The sequence below is a fragment of the Streptomyces sp. NPDC060002 genome (assembly GCF_042737245.1).
Taxonomy (GTDB): Bacteria; Actinomycetota; Actinomycetes; order Streptomycetales; family Streptomycetaceae; genus Streptomyces.
Map to the genome: position 1 here is coordinate 13,598 of NZ_JBHWUW010000045.1, position 18,743 is coordinate 32,340.

General features: G+C 72.1%; 18 protein-coding genes. 3 read left to right on the forward strand and 15 right to left on the reverse strand.

Translation table 11 applies throughout. The features are described 5' to 3' along the window. Window positions 1-33 precede the first annotated feature (33 nt). A complete protein-coding gene (locus ACFWBD_RS30760; RefSeq protein WP_385673844.1) occupies window positions 34-432 on the forward strand; it encodes a hypothetical protein in 399 nt (132 codons plus the stop codon). 69 nt (window positions 433-501) lie between these two features. On the opposite strand, the gene ACFWBD_RS30765 is transcribed toward ACFWBD_RS30760, so the two are convergent. Then, window positions 502-771 (reverse strand): hypothetical protein, encoded by a 270-nt coding sequence (locus ACFWBD_RS30765; protein WP_385553944.1) that lies wholly within the window; start codon window positions 769-771, stop codon window positions 502-504. A 103-nt stretch (window positions 772-874) separates the two neighbouring features. Continuing rightward, a complete protein-coding gene (locus ACFWBD_RS30770) occupies window positions 875-1,282 on the reverse strand; it encodes an ATP-binding protein (protein WP_385673847.1) in 408 nt (135 codons plus the stop codon). Window positions 1,283-1,487: 205 nt separating this feature from the next. Here ACFWBD_RS30770 and ACFWBD_RS30775 point away from each other — a divergent pair, with 205 nt between their 5' ends. After that, entirely contained in the window at window positions 1,488-2,339 is an 852-nt protein-coding gene (locus tag ACFWBD_RS30775) for a helix-turn-helix domain-containing protein (RefSeq protein WP_385673850.1), read from the forward strand. A gap of 10 nt (window positions 2,340-2,349) precedes the next feature. Then, on the forward strand, window positions 2,350-2,637 hold the full coding sequence (locus ACFWBD_RS30780; protein ID WP_385673853.1) for a DUF397 domain-containing protein: 288 nt from the start codon (window positions 2,350-2,352) through the stop codon (window positions 2,635-2,637). On the opposite strand, the gene ACFWBD_RS30785 is transcribed toward ACFWBD_RS30780, so the two are convergent. From ACFWBD_RS30785 to rsmI, 13 genes are all read right to left on the reverse strand, one after another. After that, window positions 2,607-3,179 carry a dihydrofolate reductase family protein gene (locus tag ACFWBD_RS30785; protein ID WP_385673856.1) on the reverse strand — a complete coding sequence of 191 codons (573 nt, stop codon included), beginning with the start codon at window positions 3,177-3,179 and terminating at the stop codon, window positions 2,607-2,609. The genes ACFWBD_RS30780 and ACFWBD_RS30785 overlap by 31 nt on opposite strands. Window positions 3,180-3,264: 85 nt before the next feature. After that, window positions 3,265-3,720: a hypothetical protein gene (locus ACFWBD_RS30790; RefSeq protein WP_385673859.1), complete on the reverse strand. Its 456-nt coding sequence runs from the start codon at window positions 3,718-3,720 to the stop codon at window positions 3,265-3,267. Beyond that, window positions 3,717-4,430 (reverse strand): LuxR C-terminal-related transcriptional regulator, encoded by a 714-nt coding sequence (locus ACFWBD_RS30795; protein ID WP_384115452.1) that lies wholly within the window; start codon window positions 4,428-4,430, stop codon window positions 3,717-3,719. Before ACFWBD_RS30795 ends, ACFWBD_RS30790 begins: the two co-directional genes overlap by 4 nt. Before the next feature lie 250 nt (window positions 4,431-4,680). Further along, window positions 4,681-6,774: a PQQ-binding-like beta-propeller repeat protein gene (locus ACFWBD_RS30800; RefSeq protein WP_385673863.1), complete on the reverse strand. Its 2,094-nt coding sequence runs from the start codon at window positions 6,772-6,774 to the stop codon at window positions 4,681-4,683. A gap of 85 nt (window positions 6,775-6,859) precedes the next feature. After that, window positions 6,860-8,698, reverse strand: coding sequence for a PQQ-binding-like beta-propeller repeat protein (locus ACFWBD_RS30805; protein ID WP_385673866.1), 1,839 nt, complete (start codon window positions 8,696-8,698; stop codon window positions 6,860-6,862). A 191-nt stretch (window positions 8,699-8,889) separates the two neighbouring features. After that, a complete protein-coding gene (locus ACFWBD_RS30810; protein ID WP_385673869.1) occupies window positions 8,890-10,695 on the reverse strand; it encodes an ABC-F family ATP-binding cassette domain-containing protein in 1,806 nt (601 codons plus the stop codon). A 322-nt stretch (window positions 10,696-11,017) separates the two neighbouring features. Beyond that, entirely contained in the window at window positions 11,018-12,496 is a 1,479-nt protein-coding gene (locus ACFWBD_RS30815) for a HEAT repeat domain-containing protein (RefSeq protein ID WP_385673872.1), read from the reverse strand. A gap of 121 nt (window positions 12,497-12,617) precedes the next feature. Further along, on the reverse strand, window positions 12,618-13,523 hold the full coding sequence (locus ACFWBD_RS30820) for a 4-(cytidine 5'-diphospho)-2-C-methyl-D-erythritol kinase (protein ID WP_385673875.1): 906 nt from the start codon (window positions 13,521-13,523) through the stop codon (window positions 12,618-12,620). Further along, a complete protein-coding gene (gene rsmA / locus ACFWBD_RS30825; protein ID WP_385673877.1) occupies window positions 13,520-14,515 on the reverse strand; it encodes a 16S rRNA (adenine(1518)-N(6)/adenine(1519)-N(6))-dimethyltransferase RsmA in 996 nt (331 codons plus the stop codon). Before rsmA ends, ACFWBD_RS30820 begins: the two co-directional genes overlap by 4 nt. Beyond that, window positions 14,512-16,047 (reverse strand): ubiquitin-like domain-containing protein, encoded by a 1,536-nt coding sequence (locus tag ACFWBD_RS30830; protein WP_385673880.1) that lies wholly within the window; start codon window positions 16,045-16,047, stop codon window positions 14,512-14,514. The genes rsmA and ACFWBD_RS30830 overlap by 4 nt, the downstream gene beginning before the upstream one ends. Before the next feature lie 114 nt (window positions 16,048-16,161). After that, entirely contained in the window at window positions 16,162-17,040 is an 879-nt protein-coding gene (locus ACFWBD_RS30835) for a TatD family hydrolase (protein ID WP_385673883.1), read from the reverse strand. 43 nt (window positions 17,041-17,083) lie between these two features. After that, window positions 17,084-17,515, reverse strand: coding sequence for a hypothetical protein (locus tag ACFWBD_RS30840; protein ID WP_385673886.1), 432 nt, complete (start codon window positions 17,513-17,515; stop codon window positions 17,084-17,086). Window positions 17,516-17,832: 317 nt separating this feature from the next. Further along, window positions 17,833-18,693, reverse strand: coding sequence for a 16S rRNA (cytidine(1402)-2'-O)-methyltransferase (rsmI, locus tag ACFWBD_RS30845; protein ID WP_385673888.1), 861 nt, complete (start codon window positions 18,691-18,693; stop codon window positions 17,833-17,835). Between the last annotated feature and the right edge of the window lie 50 nt (window positions 18,694-18,743).

An 18,743-nucleotide genomic window follows, 5' to 3' on the forward strand; every position in this document is an offset into this window, starting at 1 on the left:
CGGTCGCGACTACTGCGGGAGACTGGAGAGACCATGTCCGAGCAATTCGAACCGTCTGAGCGCGCCGAGGCTGCCGAGCGGCTGCGGCGGGCGGGGTACTCCGAGGCCGACCTCCAGCGGGAGGTGACGGAACTCGAGGAGAAGTCCACGACCGCGGCCCGCATCTTCGACCTGCGGCGCATCATCGGCGGCCTGTTCGTCGTCTACGGCGTGATCGTCACGATCGCCGGGATCACGGACAGCGACGCGGAGATCGACAAGGCCCAGGGGATCAACATCAACCTGTGGACCGGCCTGGCCATGCTGGCCCTGGGCATCTTCTTCCTGGCCTGGCTGAAGCTGCGGCCCGTGGCGCCGGTCACCCCGACGCTGCCGCCGGAGGCGTTGGGCGGGGAGTCCCCGGAGTCCCGGGAGTTCCCGCGGGGCGAGTAGCGGCGCGGTTCGCGAGGTGAGCCGGCTCCGGGATCCGATCCGTCGGATCCCGGAGCCGGCTCAGTGCGTCTACTCGTGGTCGGCGACGTTCGCGTTGATGGCGTCGTCCCCGTTGTTGCAGATCTGCTGCGTCGCGTCCTGGTTCGACGAGAGGCCGAGCAGCGGGAGGTTCAGGTTCGGGATGTTGATGAGGCCGAACGAGATGTTCTCCACGTGGTTGGAGCACTCCCGGGAGTCCCCGTCCGAGCCGTAGACGGCGGCGGAGGCGAATCCGGCGCCGGCCATGCCGAGGCTTCCGATCATGGCGGCCACGAGAGCGGTGTTGCGGAGCTTGCGCATTGCGTACCCTTTTCCGTCTGGATGGCGTGCCTCACTACAGAGCGAGACGTTACGGTTACGCACCGTATGTCGTGATTATCCGCTTTGCACCACAGGCTGGGCCTTATGCCACCGCCAGCTCACACCAGACGAGCTTGCCGCGATGCCCCATCCGGGTCAGCGGCTGCCAGTGCCAGAGGTCCGAGCAGGCCCGGACGAGGGCCATCCCCCGGCCGCTCTCGGCGCCGGTCAGGTCCTCCAGCCGGCGCGGCGGCTCGGGCGGTTCGGGGTCCGCGTCCCAGGCGCCGATCTGAAGGACCCCGTCCCGGAAGCGCAGGCGCAGGCGCAGGCAGGCCGGGCCCTTGGTGTGCAGTACGGCGTTGGAGACCAGCTCCGAGGCGAGCAGCTCCGCTGTGTCCACGAGGTGGATCAGACCGTGCAGGGTGAGGATCAGGCGCAGGGTGCGGCGGCAGACCGTGACGGCGCGGGGGTCGCTGGGGATGTAGAGGGAGTACTCCCAGGGATCGGACATGCGTCAACTCCGAGTGACGTGAGGGGATTTACGCGCGGTGGCATTGCCGCAGCCGTCATGGCAGGACGGGGCGGTGCACTTCCGCAGCGTGCGCGGTGCGTCACCGACGGTATTTCCTAACATTAGGAAGCCGCAAGCGGTTGGCCTATCCTGACCCTCGAACGAGGGACGTCCCCAAAGCAGTTGAGGCGAGGAGGTGCGCCGCGTGCCACCCAAGAGGCATCTCACGGCCCGTAGGGTGCGACTGGGCGCTGAACTGCGCAAACTCCGCGAAGCGACGGGCATGAAGGCGCGGGAAGCCGCTGCGCTGCTCGGTGCCGACGCGGTCCAGATGAGCCAGATCGAGTCCGGCGTCGCGGGGGTGAGCCCGGAGCGTGTCCGCCGCCTGGCGGCCCATTACGCCTGCGCGGACGAGGCGTTGATCGAGGCCCTGATGGCCATGGCATCGGACCGGACACGCGGCTGGTGGGAGGAGTACCGGGGAGTCCTGCCGCCGGTGAACCTGGACCTGGCCGAGACGGAGCACCATGCGACCTTCCTGCGCGAAGTCGCGATCACATACGTTCCCGGGCTCTTCCAGACCCCTGAGTACGCCAGCGCGGTGTTCGGATACATGCGTCCGGAATTGCCCGAGAGCGAGCTGATCCCCCGGGTGGAACACCGCATGCGGAGACGCACTGTCATCGCGGACGACAACCCCACCTCGTACGAGGCGATCATCCACGAGTTCGCTCTACGCATCCGCGTGGCGGACCGGCACGTCTCCCGCGCTCAACTCCTGGAGATCCTGGGGCAGATCGAACACGAACACATCACCATGCGTGTCATCCCCACCGACCTCGACGGCTTCGGCGGCGCCGGAGCCTCGATGATGTACATGGGCGGTCCGGTACCCCAACTCGACACCGGACTAAGGGAAGGCGCGACCGGCACCGCGTTCATCGACGCCGAACCCCAACTCACCACGCTTCGAACGCTTTTCCGTAAGGTGGAGAAGGTGACGCTGGACCCCAAAGCGTCCCGGGACTTCGTCCACCGCTTGTCGAAGGAACTGTGAGGCGCACCCCATGACCCAGGCCCTGCATTGGCAGAAGTCCACATTCTCGGGTGGCGCCGAGGGCAACGCCTGCGTCGAACTCGCCGTGTCCTGGCAGAAGTCGACGTTCTCCGACGGCGGCGAAGGGAACACGTGCGTCGAACTCGCCGCCTCCCCCGCCCCCGCGGCCCTTCACCTTCGAGAGAGTGACACCCCGGAAACGGCCCTCACCGCCACGCCCGCCGCCCTAGCTCACCTCCTGGCGGGGATACGTACCGGCCTCGCGCCTCAGCGGACGACGTCGAAGACGTTCTTCTGAAGGCCGTTGGCGTAGGCCTCGTGCTCGACGAGCTTCAGCTTCTGGGTGTCCTTGTCCGTGGCGCTGAAGAGCCGCTTGCCGGCTCCGAGCAGGAGCGGGAAGACGAGCAGGTGGTAGCGGTCGATCAGGCCGGCGTCCGAGAGGGCCTGGTTGAGGGAGGCGCTGCCGTGGACGATGATCGGGCCGCCCTCGGTCGCCTTCAGCGCGGCGACGTCGTCGAGCGAGCGCAGGATCGTCGTCTCGCCCCAGTTCGACACCAGGTCGTCCTCGGTGAGGGTGGTGGAGACGACGTACTTCGGCATCACCTTGTAGTCGGCGAAGTCCGCCATGTCGGGCCACACGGGGCTGAACGCCTCGTAGCTGGTCCGGCCCAGCAGCATCGCGGTGGCCTCGGTCTGCTCCCGGCCCTTGATCTCGAAGGCCTCGGGCAGGAACTCGACGTCCTTGAAGGTCCATCCGGCGTTCCGGTAACCGGGCTCGCCGCCCGGTGCCTCGACGACACCGTCGAGCGAGATGAATGCGGTGCTGATCAGGGTGCGCATGTGAGGTCCTCGGGGTGTCGGGGCGTCGCCGTCGGTTCAGTCATGATCTCTGACCGCGGATCACGGCGAAACTCATCGGCGCCCGTCAGAGATCGGCGCCGCAGCCGGCGATGTCACCGCTGCGGGCCGCCGCCACCAGGGCGATCGTCAGGGTCGCCGACCAGGTGAGGAAGTGGATCGACGGCGGGTAGCTCGCGAGGGTGTAGCCGTCTCCGGTCAGGGCGGCGACGGAGAGGGCCGCGACCGGCAGCCCGGCGGTGAGTGCCGCGAGCAGGCCCCGCAGCGGCGGGCGTGCGAGCAGCCGGCGGGGGGCGAGCGCCAGGGCGAGACCGGTTGCGGCTCCCAGCGTGATGCCCACCGTCATGGCGGCCAGTACCGCGTAGGCGCTCGCCACGGTGAGCAGCCAGGCGCTCGTCCCGTGGCCGCCGGCCAGGAAGACGAACGCCGCCACCAGGCACAAGGTGCCGACGATCCCCGCGGGCCACATGCCGATCAGCGCGCCGAGGCGCACACCCCGCCCGACGACCGTGCGGACGGTCATGCGAGACCGCCGGCCGCGTCCCCCGTGTTCCGGGACGTGTGCGGCAGTGGTCCCGCGCGGTCCAGCAGGCCTGTGCGGGCCGCCAGGGCCGCCGCCTCCAGGCGGGAGCCGACGCCCAGTTTCATCAGGACCCGCTGGACGTGCGTGCGGGCCGTGGAGGGGGCGATGCCCATGCCGGCGGCGATCAGGCGGGTGTCCTCGCCGTCGGCGACCCGGACCAGGACCTCCACCTCGCGGGGCGTGAGCATCTGGAGCAGCCGCTGGCCTTCGTCGTCCGGCTGGGCCGCCGGGTTCAGGAGTTCGCTGAACGCGCCTTGCAGCAGCGTCGGAGCCACCGCCGCCTCGCCCGCCCGTGCCTTCATGATGGCCCGCTCGACGCCCTCTATGCGCTCGTCGTGGCGTACGTAGCCGGAGGCGCCGGCGGCGAAGGCCGCCGCGATGCCGCGGGGGCTCGGTACCGGGCCGAGGACCAGGACCGCCACCTGTGGCCGCTCCCGCTTGATGCGGACCACCGGGTCGAAGATGCCCGGCTCGGCCGGGACCGCCGTACCCAGCAGACACACCTCCGGGGCGCGGGTGATCACCAGCTCCGCCGCGCCCGCGGCCGGTGCCGCCGCGGCGAGCACCCGGTGCCCCCGCAGTTTGAGCGCCGAGGCCAGTGCCTCGGCGAGCAGTCGGTGGTCGTCGACCACCATCAGCCGCACTCCCAACGAGCAACCCCCCAGTCCCCCCATGGATGCCCACACGGACTCACACGGACCCTCGCGGACCAACAAAGGGTGCCCCCCGGCACCCCGTTCTTCATGCCCCCGGAAGCTACACGCTTGTTCGACGTCGCGCTCCCCCTACTGGTGAGAAGTGCCCCGGATCGCCGAAATTCCTCACATTCGAGGGTCATGAGCGATAAGTGAACGGCCCCGCCCCTGAACAGGGACGGGGCCGTCACGGCGATTAAGACGATCAGCTGCCCGCACCGAAGGCGACCGCGAGGTACTGCGGATCACCGCTCGAGAGCGAGCCGTCGTCGGCGTACACCTCGGACATGAACAGGCGTCCCTGGGAGAAGAGGACCTCGGAGTACTCCGGGGACATGCTGGTCTCCAGGTCGTGCACCGCGTCCGTGGCCGGGTTCTCCAGCAGCTTGGTCTCCTTGAAGGAGCCTCCGGCGATGCTGACGACCTGGCCGCCCTTGTCGTACGGCGGCCGCTTGTAGGCGATCAGGTTGCTGCCGTCCATGCGCAGCGGGTAGATCGTGTAGCCGTCGCCGGCGTCCGCGCGCTGGCCGGTCTGCTTGCCGGTGGTCAGGTCGAAGGCGATGACCTCGTTGGTCCGGCTGTAGTCGCCGGTGCCGTCGTGCTCCTCGGTCGGGACGTAGATCCGGTCGTTGCCGACGGCCAGGCCCGTGCAGGCCTCGATCCTGGTGATGCCCTCGCAGTCGGCCGCGTACTGGTCGCCCGGGACCGAGATGCGGGTGCGCAGCTTGCCGGTCTTGTTGTCGATGGAGAAGAAGTCCGAGATGCCACTGCCGTCACCGGCGCTGTCACCGACGTCGGCGGCCACCACCAGCGGGTCGCTGGACACGACGGACGCGTATTCGATGCCCGTGGCCAGCTTGTACTCGGAGATCACCTTGCCGGACACCGGGTCGATGGTCTGGATGTGCAGCTCGGGGTTGTCGTACGCGCCGCACTTGCGGACCGCCACCAGCTTCGGGCCGCCGCCGTAGCCGGCGTCGTAGCAGGTGTCCGCGGGCTTCGGCGACCACAGCACCTTGCCGGAGTCGATGTCGAAGGCGGCGCCGCCGTTGGTGCTGCCGAGGGCGACCGTGTTCCCGCTGACCGTGACGTTGTTGAAACTGATCGGGTAGTCACCGGAGTTGACGGTCTTCTTCCACAGCTGCTTGCCCGCGGCGAGGTCTATCGCCGCGACCTGGTCGCAGGCGGCCGTGTCGGTGGCGCTCGCCTGGAAGGTGACCGCCGTGCGGTAGTCGTCGGTGGCGAACCTGCTGGCCTCGCACACCGGGCCGGGCAGCGGGACCGACCAGAGCTTGGTGCCCTTGTCCAGGTCGTAGCCGGCGACCTCGTTGACGCCCGTCTTCACGTACGCCTTGTCGGTCAGCCAGGAGCCCTTGACGCCGACGCTGTCGTCCTTCTTGACCACGGGCATCGGGACCTTGAAGAGGACGTCCGAGGCAGGGTCGGCCGGCACCTTCTCCGTGCCGCCGGAGGACGTGCCGCCGGTGCCTCCCGTGCCACCGGTGTCACCCCCGCCGCCGGTCGGGCCCGCGGTGTCCGCCTCCTCCTTCTTGCCGCTGTCGCTCGACTTCGAGTACCAGACGCCGCCGCCGACGATCAGCGCGATCGCGACGACCGCCCCGATGATGATCGCCACCTGCGCGTTGAACTTCTTGCCGGCGCCGGCGCCCGGTCCCTGTCCGGGGCCGCCGGCCTGCGAGTGCATGGGCATGGTGGGCTGCCCCGGGTAGCCGTAACCCGCCTGAGCGGCCGGATAGCCCGGCTGCCCCGGCTGACCCGGGTAGCCGTAACCGGGCTGCTGGCCGTACGGGGGCGTCGGCTGACCGTAGGGGCCGGGCGGCGCGGGCTGACCGTACGCGGAGGGCGCGGGCGCGCCCGGCTGGGCCGGATAGCCGTAACCGGGGTTGGCGGCCGGGGGCGTCGGCCCGCCCGGCGCCTGCGGGTAGCCGTACCCCGGCTGGGGCTGCTGCGGGGGCGGCCCGGACGGGGCCGGGGGCGGAGGCGTCTGCGGAGGCTGGGGAGCCTGGGGAGGCTGAGCCGCCGGGGTCGGGGGCGCCTGCGGTGCCTGGCCCGGCTGGGGTGCCTGGCCCGGCTGGGGTGCCTGCGGGTAGCCGTAGCCCGGCTGCGGGGCCTTCGCCAGACTGGGGGCGGGAGGCTGCGGCGCGGCGTCCCGCGGTGCCGCCTCCTTGGGCACGGCGTCCTGCGGAGGCGTGTCCTGCGGCGGCTCGGGCGGGCCGAAACCGCCCTGCTGCGGCTGCTGCGAGGGCTGGTTCGGCGGTGGGGGCGGCGGCTGGGTCATGGTGTGGATACCTCGGGAGAACGCTCGGAAAGCTCGGGCGGACGGGGCGGGGACGTCGACGGGGCGGGGAAGGCGGTGGGTCGCCTCACTTGCCGTAGGCGAGCATCAGCTTCTCCTTCGTGTCGTCGTTGCCCGTCAGCCGGGTGGAGGAGAGGTAGAGGCGCCCGCCGACCCAGGCGAGGTCGCGCGAGTAGAAGCCGTCCTCGATCTCGGCCGTGCTCTCGGGAAGCTGCATCAGCGTCGTCGGCGTGTGGGCGGACCCGGCTGTCGGGATGCCCACCACCCGGCCGGCCGCGTCGTACGACGGCTCGACGTACGCGACGAGGTTGCCGCCCTCGGCCTTCACCGGCAGCATCGCCTCCTCGGTCGGGGACTTCACCCGCCACTTCTCCTTGCCGGTGGAGAGGTCGATCGCCACGATCTCGTTGGGGCCGCTGCTCGACTCGGTCGGCAGGTAGAGCGTGTTCGCGTCGGAGGCCGTGCCCGTGCAGCCCGTGAGGTTGCGCTGCAGGAAGCCGGAGTCGCACTCGGGCGCGAAGTCCTCGTCGAAGCCGACCTGCGAGCGGTAGGAGCCGTCCGGCCTGAACGTGGCGATGTTCCAGGTGTTCTTGTCCTCGTTGGTGCTGTAGACCACCAACGGGTCGACCGAGTACGTCTTCGCGACCGACCAGCCCTTGTCGAACTTCTGGGTCCACTTGGCCTTGCCGGTCGCCGGGTCCAGTTCCTGGATCTCGTCGTGCTCGTTGGCCTCGGTCGCGTCGCAGGACGCCACCGCGATCAGCCGGGTCCCGCCCGCGAACGCCGTCGGGAAGCAGGCGTCGCCGTACTTCTGCTTGTCGTACAGCTTCTTGCCGGTGCGGACGTCGTACGCCGTGCCGGACTGCGAGCGGCCCACCATCAGGGTGTTGCCGGCCAGCGACAGCTCGATGCTGATGGCGCTGTCGAACAGCGCGCCGTCCGCGACCACGCCCTTCCAGCCCCTGGCGCCGGTGCCGAGGTCGATCTGCTGGAGCTGGTTGCACTTGGCGCGGTCGCTGGTGCCGCTCATGTACGCCACGACGACCTTGTCGTCCGCCGTCTTCTGCGGGGTGACCGCGCAGATCTTCTGCGGCAGGGCGATGGTGTCCCAGGTGGGCTTGCCGTCGCCGACGTTGTACGCGACGACCTCCTTGTACGCCGCCTTCACGGCCGTCTTGGAGGTGATCCACATGCCGGGTGCGTCGGCGCCGGAGGCGGGCGCGTCGGGCGCCTCCTTATACCAGAGCACCTTCGCCTCGCCGGCCTTGCGGTCCGCGTTGAAGTCCTCGGTGTCCGCACCGCCGTCGCCGCTGCCGTCACCGGGGTTCGCCGGTGCGCCGCTCGACGTGGCCTTGCCGTCGTCGCTCGGTCCGGCGACCGGCTTCTTGCCGCCCTCGTCGTCGCCGTTCGTGACCGCGAACACCGTCCCGCCGATCACCAGCAGCGCCGCCACCGCGGCCCCGACCACCAGCGCGGGCCGCCCCTTGAAGGGGTTGCGCCCACCGGGCGGGGTACCGGTAGCGCCGGGCGCGCCGGGGAACTGGGGCGGCTGCGGATAGCCGTAACCGGGCTGCTGACCGTAGGGTCCGCTCGGCTGACCGTACGGCCCCTGCTGGGCGTAGGGGCCCGGCTGAGCGTACGAGCCCGGCTGCGGCGGCTGACCGTAGGGACCGGGCAGCGGCGGCTGGCCGTACGGGCCGGGCTGCTGCGGCTGTTGCTGCGGATAGCCGTAACCCGGCTGCGGCGGCTGGGCGGGCGGGCCCTGGGGCGGCTGCGGCGGTATCCGGGGCGCGCCGAAACCCCCCTGTGGCGGCTGCGGCGCCTGTGGTGCCTGTGGCTGTTGCGGCTGGTCCTGCGGTGCTCCGAAACCACCCTGCTGCGGCGGCTGATTGGGCGGCTGAGCCATCAGCGTGTTCCCCCTATGTCACTGGTTTTTAGCCACGCCCCCAGGTCAGTGACCCGCCCGGAGCCGTCTTCAGAAAGTTCTCAGACGGCTCTTTCTATCACCCGTGACGGACGGCTCCCGGGGCCGATCCAGCCCTGTTCCCAAGGGAGGACCGGCCCGTGATGCCGTCGTTATGCGCCTTCACGCACCCTTCACGCGTCCTCGGCGAGTTCCAGCCACCGCAGCTCCAGTTCCTCGCGCTCGCCCACCAGTCCCCGCAGCCCGGCGTCGAGTTCGGCGACCTTCTCGAAGTCGGTGGCGTTGTCGGCGATCTGGGCGTGCAGCTTGGACTCCTTCTCGGAAACCTTGTCCAACTGCCGCTCGATCTTCTGGAGTTCCTTCTTGGCGGCGCGCTGGTCGGCGGCGCTCTTCTCGGCCACGGGCTTCGCGACGGCCGCCGGAGCCGAGGCCGCCGCGGTCTCCTCCATGCGCTGCCGGCGCTCGATGTACTCGTCGATGCCGCGCGGGAGCATCCGCAGGGCCGCGTCGCCGAGGAGCGCGAAGACCCGGTCCGTGGTCCGCTCGACGAAGAAACGGTCGTGGGAGATGACGATCATCGAGCCGGGCCAGCCGTCGAGGAGGTCCTCGAGCTGGGTGAGGGTCTCGATGTCGAGGTCGTTGGTGGGCTCGTCGAGGAAGAGGACGTTCGGCTCGTCCATGAGGAGGCGCAGGATCTGCAGGCGGCGGCGCTCACCGCCCGACAGGTCCCCGACCGGCGTCCACTGCTTGTCCTTGTTGAAGCCGAACGTCTCGCAGAGCTGCCCGGCGGTCAGCTCGCGCCCCTTGCCCAGGTCGACGCGCTCACGCACCTGCTGGACGGCCTCCAGGACCCGCAGACCGGGATCGAGCTCGGCGACCTCCTGGGAGAGGTAGGCGAGCTTGACCGTCTTGCCGACGACGACCCGGCCGGCCGCGGGCTGCACCTCGCCCTCGCTGCGGGCGGCCTCGGCCAGGGCCCGCAGCAGGGAGGTCTTGCCGGCGCCGTTGACGCCGACCAGGCCGATGCGGTCACCGGGGCCGAGGTGCCAGGTGATGTGCTTGAGCAGCACCTTGGGACCGGCCTGGACGGTGATGTCCTCCAGGTCGAAGACCGTCCTGCCGAGGCGCGAGGACGCGAACTTCATCAGCTCGCTGCTGTCGCGGGGCGGCGGCACGTCCTTGATGAGCTCGTTGGCGGCCTCGACGCGGAACCGCGGCTTGGACGTCCGCGCGGGCGCGCCGCGGCGCAGCCAGGCGAGCTCCTTGCGGACCAGGTTCTGCCGCTTGACCTCCTCGGTCGCGGCGATGCGCTCACGCTCCGCGCGCGCGAAGACGTAGTCGGAGTAGCCGCCCTCGTACTCGTGCACGTCGCCGCGCTGCACGTCCCACATGCGCGTGCAGACCTGGTCGAGGAACCAGCGGTCGTGGGTGACGCAGACGAGCGCGGAGCGGCGCTCGCGCAGATGCCGGGCCAGCCAGGAGATGCCCTCGACGTCGAGGTGGTTGGTCGGCTCGTCCAGGACGATCAGGTCCTGTTCCTCGATCAGCAGCTTGGCGAGCGCGATCCGGCGGCGCTCACCGCCGGAGAGCGGACCGATGACGGTGTCCAGGCCCTGCGGGAACCCGGGCAGGTCGAGCCCACCGAAGAGCCCGGTGAGCACGTCGCGGACCTTGGCGTTGCCGGCCCACTCGTGGTCGGCCATGTCCCGGATGACCTCGTGCCGTACGGTCGCGGCCGAGTCGAGCGAGTCGTGCTGGGTGAGCACGCCCAGGCGTACCCCGCCGGAGTGCGTGACCCGGCCGGAGTCCGTCTCCTCCAGCTTGGCGAGCATGCGGATCAGCGTGGTCTTTCCGTCGCCGTTGCGGCCGACGACGCCGATCCGGTCCCCTTCGGACACGCCGAGCGAGATTCCGTCGAGGAGGGCACGGGTCCCGTACACCTTGCTGACGTTCTCGACATTGACCAGATTGACGGCCATTTCTCTCCTGCCACGGGGGATGCTCGACCCTCCAGGGTAGTCGGCGCGGCGGACGCGCTCGGGTGCCCGGCTTGTTTCGCGGCCCCGAGGGCGTCAGCGGCTTCCGGCAGAGCGCGCGATCGTCGTGCGCGCCGCCCACGAGCGGCGCGTGCGCGAGCCGCTCACGCCCCCCGGATGTCGGCGAACGGAAGCTGCCTCCCGCCGAGCGACGAACGGTTGCACACGCCGGGCGGACACCGCCTCGCGTACGCCGGGGCGGGCGAAGGCGGGCGGGCCGGGCGGCCCGGAGACGGACGTGAGCGCGTCAGACCGGACGGGACCGTCACTCCGGCTCGGCGACCCTCGGTTCGCAGACCCCTGGTTCACAGACCCCCGGTTCACAGACCCCCGGATCGGAGACCCCCGGATCGGAGGCCTTCGGTTCGGAGACCCCCGGTTCGGAGACCCCCGGTTCGGAGACCCCCGGTTCGGAGACCTTCGGTTCGGAAAGCCTCGGTCCGCGGGCCTCCGGGTGGCGCTCCTCGTAGCGCCACATCGCCCGCAGGAGGCCGTCGTCCGGCCCGCCGTCGACGTCGAGGGGCCGCAGCCCGCGCTCGGCGGCCACACAGCGCGGGTCGTCGCGCTGCGCGAGCCCGTAGGCGGCGTGCACCCGGGTGTCCCGCAGCTCGTCGCCGAGGAGTCCGGCGAGCACGTCGGTGATGCCGGGCGCCTCGGCGGGGCAGTGCGCCAGCCAGCGGGCCGCCCGCTCGCGCACCCGGGGGTCGGGGTCGCGCGCCAGCGTGTACAGGACGTCGAGCTTCTCGCGCGGCACGCGCGCACGCGCGGGTTCCCGGCTCAGGGTGTCGGGCACCTCCAGGCGTACCCGCGGGTCGGGATGCCCGGCGTAGGACAGACCGACGGGCTCGATGATCTCCCCGTTCCCGGCCGAGTCGCCCTCCTCGCTCAGCCCGGACAGCACCAGGGCGAGCACCTCGGGGTCCGGTTCCTCCAGGGCCCAGGGCAGGAACACCTCGGGCGCGAGTTTGTAGACCACGGATCCCGGCCGCGAGAACAGGCCGCCGAACCCGATGACGAGGCACCGCAGCACGTCCGCGGCGAAGAGTCGGTGCAGTCGGTCGGGATGCGCGCTCAGCGCCTGGGCGGCGCCCCAGGTCTCCTCGTCCAGCCGGCCGGCGAGGAGACAGACGGAGTCGGACCAGACGTTGTGGTCCCGGTCCGGGCGGGTGAGCGCCCGCGCGAGCAGCTCGTCGAACGACGTACGGATCCGGAAGCGCTCCTCCAGCACGGTGAGGACGCCCGGATGACCGTCCCACACGGTCTGCCCGCCGAGCGAGTACCGCTCGTGGTGGGCGTACCAGGGATCGACCCGCACCGTGCCCCGTTCGAGCGGCCCGGCCGCTCCGGCCCTGCGCCGCAGCTCGGTCTCGAGGTCTGCCTCGGCCCAGTACCGCGCGCGTGCCAGCAGGTCGGCCCGCGCGTCGGCGTCGAGGTGCACGAGGTCGGGGAGCAGCGCGGTGACCATCCACGAGCAGCCGCCGTCCACCGCCCGGGTCAGCGCGGTGTCGCCGCCGGGCAACCCGGGATCCCCTCCCGGCGCCCCGCCCGGCGACCGCAGCGGGTCGGCGCCGGCCCTGATCAGCTCCCCGGCGACCGGTTCGTCGTAGGCCGCCACGGCCACGCAGAGCGGGGGAACGCCGTCGGCCGGGTCGCGGGCGTTCGGATCCGCCCCGCCCTCCAGCAGCTCCCGAACCGCGTCGGCGTCACCCCGCCGAACGGCCGCGACGAGTTCCGTCGACCCCATGCGCATACCTCCCCCTGCCGGTCTCGCGATGCGACCGGCCGAGGGAGCCTAGAGGGCGCGGGGCGCCCGGGGCAGCCGAATTACGGCCGGGACCTGGCGACCGACGACCGGGGCGGCCGCGTCAAGGCCGGTCCCCCACGACCGTCGCGCCCGGCGCCGGTCCCGCCGCCACCCGCACGCTCCTGCAGGTGCCCGACGTGCGCAGCGCCTCCGCGATCTTCTCCGCGGCGGCGGTGTCGCGGGCGAGGAACGCGGTGGTCGGGCCCGAGCCCGAGACGAGCGTGGCGAGGGCGCCGGCCGCGTGGCCCGCGGCGAGGCTGTCGGCGAGTTCGGGGAAGAGCGACAGCGCGGCCGGCTGGAGGTCGTTGGAGACGGTGGCCGCGAGGGCGTCCGGGTCGCCCTCGGCCAGGGCGTCGAGGAGGTGCCGGGAGGCCACCGGCTCGGGGAGGTCCCGGCCCTCCGCCAGCCGGTCGAACTCCCGGAACACCGACGGGGTCGACAGCCCCCGCTCGGCCATCGCGAACACCCAGTGGAACGTGCCGCCGACCTCCAGCGGCGTCAGCTTCTCGCCGCGCCCGGTACCGAGGGCCGCCCCGCCGACCAGGCTGAACGGCACATCGCTGCCCAACTCTGCGCAGATCTCGAGGAGTTCGTCACGCGTGGCGCCGGTGCCCCACAGCGCGTCGCAGGCCAGCAGCGCGCCCGCGCCGTCCGCGCTGCCGCCCGCCATGCCCCCGGCGACGGGGATGTCCTTGGCGATGTGGAGATGCACGTCGGGCGCACGGCCGTACCGCTCGGCCAGCGTGATCGCGGCCCGCGCCGCCAGGTTCGTACGGTCCAGGGGGACCTGGCCGGCGTCCGGGCCCTCGCAGGTGACGCGGAGCGCGTCGGCCGGGGCCACCGTGACCTGGTCGTAGAGGCCGACCGCGAGGAAGACGTTCGCCAGGTCGTGGAAGCCGTCCGCGCGGGCGGCGCCCACCGCGAGCTGCACGTTGACCTTGGCGGGCACCCGCACGGTGACGCTCACTCGGAGTCCTTCCGCTTCGGGGATCCGAGGGAGGCCGGGGAGGCGAGGGAGGCCGGGGATCCGGCGGGTGTCTCCCGGTCCGGCGCGGCCTCGGCGATGCGGGCGAACTCCTCGACCGTGAGGGCCTCGCCGCGCGCCTGCGGCGAGACGCCGGCCGCCACGAGGGCCTCCTCCGCCCGCGCCGCGGAGCCCGCCCATCCGGCGAGCGCGGCCCGCAGGGTCTTGCGCCGCTGGGCGAACGCCGCGTCGACGACGGCGAAGACCTCGCGCCGCGACGCCGTGGTCCTGATCGGCTCGGTCCGCCGCACCAGCGACACCAGCCCGCTGTCCACGTTCGGCGCGGGCCAGAAGACCTTGCGCCCGATGGCGCCGGCCCGCTTGACCTCGGCGTACCAGTTGGCCTTGACGGACGGCACGCCGTACACCTTCGAGCCGGGCCCGGCGGCGAGCCGGTCGGCGACCTCCGACTGGACCATGACGAGGGTGCGCTCGATGCTCGGGAAGGTCTCCAGCATGTGCAGCAGCACGGGCACGGCCACGTTGTACGGCAGGTTCGCGACCAGCGCGGTCGGGGCGGGGCCGGGCAGTTCGGTCACCCGCATCGCGTCGCAGTGCACCAGCGCGAAGCGCTCCGCGCGCTCGGGCATGCGCGCCGCGATCGTCGCGGGCAGCGCGCCGGCCAGGACGTCGTCGATCTCGACGGCGGTGACCCGGTCGGCGGTCTCCAGCAGCGCCAGGGTGAGGGAGCCGAGCCCGGGGCCGACCTCGACGACCACGTCGTCGGGCCGGACCTCCGCGGTGCGGACGATACGGCGGACCGTGTTCGCGTCGATCACGAAGTTCTGACCGCGCTGTTTGGTGGGCCGCACGCCGAGGACCGCCGCCAGCTCACGGATGTCGGCGGGGCCCAGGAGGGCGTCGGGGGCGGGGCTGGTGCTCACGGGACAAGGGTACGGGGGCGCACGGACACCGTCCGCCGCCGCACCTCTCATCCGTGCAGCCGCGTCCCGCAGTGCGGCCAGGGACTCGCCCCGCGTCGCACGTACAGTTTCTTCGCGCGGAGCGTCTGTTCCGCCGCCGGGGCGTCCTGGGGCCGTCCGCTGCCGCCGAGGCTCTGCCAGGTGCGGGTGTCGAACTGGTACAGCCCGCCGTACGTGCCCGAGGGGTCGACGGCGTTCGGCCGGCCGCCCGACTCGCAGACCGCGAGGCTCCGCCAGTCCAGGCCGTCGGCGCCGCGCACGGACGCCGGCAGCGGCTTCGTCCCGACCTTCACCACCTGGTCGCGCGGTTCGCGCACGAGCTCGTCGCGGATCCGCCGCGGTGTCTGCCGTACGCCGTTGACGGTGCGCAGGGAGTACGTGATCCGGCGCAGGCCGGGCCGTCCGGCCCGCTCCACCACCTCCGTGCCCTTGAACAGCGAGGAGTCGTCGGTGCGGCGCACGTCGTACGGGATCGCCTCCTCCCGCACCTCCTTGGTGCCGGTGATCCGCAGCACGGTGACGGTCTGCCCGTCGCGCGGGAAGCTGCCGGACGCGACGGACGTGGTGTCCTGGCCGCGCAGGGTGATCCCGGCCGCGGCCACCGCCTCGCCCACGGTCGCCGCGTTGGTGCGGATGGTGCGGGCCCGGCCGTCGGCCATGACCGTGACCGAGCGTTCGGTGCGTACGTCCAGCGCGAGCCCCGCGCGTCCGATCGGCTGGGAACGCGGGACGGACATGTACGCGCCCTCCGCGCGCACCCCGAGCTGCTGGAGCGCCTCCTGCACGGTGTGCGCCGTCGTCCACACCTCCTGCCGGTGTCCGTCCAGGGTGAGCCGGACGGGCCGCCCGTACTGCACCGCGATCTCCTCGCCGCTGGTGAGGGCGGTACCGGGGGCGGGCGCCACCACGTCGTGCGCGCCCACCCGCACGCCTTCCTCCGCGAGGAGTTCGGTCACGTCGTCGGCGAAGGTGTGCAGCGTGCGCGGCTTGCCGTCCACGGTCAGCTCGACCGCCTTGTCCTCGGCGACGAAGGCGGTGGTGCCGCCGGCCAGAAAGGCCACGACGAGTGCCTGCGGGACCAGCCGGCGGATCGTGGACTCCGGGCGCTCCGCGAAGCGCGTCCTGCGCCGACGCGCCGCCCGCCCCGCATCCCGCCCCGCGTCCTGTCCCGCGTCCTGCCGCGGCAGCGGCGACTGCTGGGGAAGCACCGGGCCGGTGAGCTGGACCGTCTCGGCGTACTGGGCGGCTCCGGCGAGCTGAACGGTCTCGGCGTACTGGGCGGCCCCGGCGAGCTGAACCGTCTCGGCGTAGGGACTGGCCCCGGCGAACGGGACCGGCTCGGCGAACGGGACCGGCTCGGGGAGCTGGAGGGTCGCCGGAGGCTCGGGCGGTGCCTCGTACGCCTCGTACGCGGGCCGGTACGTGTCGTCGTACGTCCCGGGCGCCGCGTACACGCCGTACGCGATCGTCTCGGCGTTGTGCAGGTCGGCGTACGACCCGCCACCGCCGTACGGCTCGTACTCGAAGTACTGCGAGTTGCTCACGCCGACACTCCAGGGGAGGGGTCCGGATCGGGCCCCCAGAACCTAGCGGAGCGACGGTCACTCTCCAAAGTGGCACGGCTACCGAGAGTTGTGTTCGACGGGTGCCGGATGCGCTCAGTAGTCGAACGCGCGTGCGGTGTTCGCGCCGAGGGCGGTGGCCAGGGTGTCCTCGTCGATGTTCCGTACGGCGGCCATGGCGCGCACCGTGACCGGGACCAGATACGGGGCGTTGGGCCGTCCGCGGTAGGGCGCCGGGGTCAGGAAGGGGGCGTCGGTCTCCACCAGGAGCAGCTCCAGCGGGGCCACGGCGACGGCGTCCCGGAGCTGCTGGGCGTTCTTGAAGGTGACGTTGCCGGCGAAGGACATGAAGTATCCGGCGCGGGCGCAGATCCCGGCCATCTCGGCGTCGCCGGAGTAGCAGTGGAAGACGGTGCGCTCGGGGGCGCCCTCCTCCTTCAGGACGCGCAGGACGTCGGCGTGGGCGTCGCGGTCGTGGATGACCAGGGCCTTGCCGTGCCGCTTGGCCATCTCGATGTGGGCGCGGAAGGAGCTCTCCTGGGCTTCCTTGCCCTCGGGGCCGGTGCGGAAGTAGTCGAGTCCCGTCTCGCCGACGCCCTTGACGTGCGCGAGCGCGGCCAGGCGGTCGATCTCGGCGAGCGCCTCGTCGAGCGCCTGCGCGCCGCCCGGCGTCCGCGCGCCCTGGCGGGACCATCCGTCGGGGTCCCCGTGCACGATGCGCGGCGCCTCGTTCGGATGCAGGGCGACCGCGGCGTGGACACTGCCGTGGGCCGCCGCCGTCTCGGCCGCCCACCGGGAACCCCGTACGTCGCAGCCGACCTGGACGACCGTCGTCACACCGACCGACGCGGCTTTCGCGAGGGCCTCCTCCACCGTGCCCGACTGCATGTCGAGGTGGGTGTGGGAGTCGGCGACCGGCACCCCGAGGGGGGCCGGAAGCGGCGGCGCGGCGCTCTTGTCGGCGTTCGAAGGCATGCCCCGATCCTACGGAAGGGGCACGCCCTCCCTGTCCGGCCGGCTAGCTCGCCTTGCGGAACGGGTGCAGAAGGTCGGACAGGTGCCAGTGGTGCTGCTGCGGCACCTCGGACTGCGGGTCGGACTGCGGGTCGGACGGCTCCCCGGCCGCCGCGACCGGCGCCCGGACCGGTCCCGCCGGGGACGCCTTGTGCGGACGGGCCGCGCTGAGCACCGACGACACCTGCCCCGCCCGCATGATGCGCACGACGTGCCCGTCGCAGTTCTGGCACGCGGGGCGACTGAGCGGCGACGGCACGACCCGCCCGTTCGCCACGTAGAGGACGAACTCGTGACCGTCGGCGTCGGTGTGGTGCTCTATCTCGAAGGCCTGCTCCCAGCCGTGCCCACAACGCATGCAGGCGAAGGAGTACGACTCGTTGACGACGGCGCTCGCGCCGCCGCGGAGGCCGGTCTGCCCTGTGATCTCACTCATGACCGCTCCTGTGGTCCGCCGGTGGGACGGGTCGAGTCCCGTCATCCAGTGGACGCCTCACCCGGAGCGAATGCACTCGACCTGTGCACTGTTGAAGCCGATTTGGGCGTCCCTTGCCACAACGCCCGGTGCCCTTTGCCCGCGCATGGGGCGCACGCTCAGACGACATGCGCCCTGCTCAGAGGGGGTGTGAGTCCCTTCACAACACCCGAGCAACAACCGTCCCACCGCCCCACCGTCACACCGTCACACCGCCGCACCGCCACACCGTCACACCGCCGCACCGCCGCACCGCCACGGCTTTGCGCTGACGGCGGTCACAGTTCCCCGGCGTTCTTCGCCGCCACCACCGCGTCGAACACCTCCCGCTTCGGCAGCCCCACCTCCGCCGCCACCGCCACGATGGCCTCCTTACGGCGCTCGCCCGCCTCCTCGCGCACCCGCACCCGCCGCACCAGCTCCGCCGCGTCGAACTCCTCGGGCCCGCGCTCGGGCGCCCCGGTGACGACGACGGTGATCTCGCCCCGCACGCCCTCGGCCGCCCACTCCGCCAGCTCGCCGAGCGGACCGCGCTTCACCTCTTCGTACGTCTTCGTCAGCTCCCGGCACACGGCGGCCCGCCGGTCCGCGCCGAACACCTCGGCCATCGCGGCGAGGGTGTCGTCGAGCCGGTGCGGGGCCTCGAAGTACACGAGGGTCCGGCGTTCCTGCGCGACCTCCCGCAGCCGGGACAGCCGCTCCCCCGCCTTCCTCGGCAGGAACCCCTCGAAGCAGAACCGGTCGACGGGCAGCCCGGACAGGGCCAGCGCGGTGAGCACCGCGGACGGCCCGGGGACGGCGGTGACCCGGATGTCCTGCTCCACGGCCGCGGCGACCAGCCGGTACCCGGGGTCGGAGACCGACGGCATCCCGGCGTCGGTGACGAGCAGCACCCGCGCGCCGCCCACCAGCTCCACGACCAGCTCAGGGGTACGGGCGGACTCGTTGCCCTCGAAGTAGGAGACGACACGCCCCTTGGGCGTCACCCCGAGCGCCTGGGTCAGCCGCCGCAGCCGGCGCGTGTCCTCGGCGGCGATCACGTCGGCGCCGGCCAGCTCCTCGGCGAGCCGGGGCGGGGCGTCGGACACGTCACCGATGGGAGTACCGGCAAGAACGAGGATTCCGGGCGTAGCTGTCACGTTTCCATCCTCGCAGGGCCGGGCCCCACTCGATCGACCAGGCCGGTTAG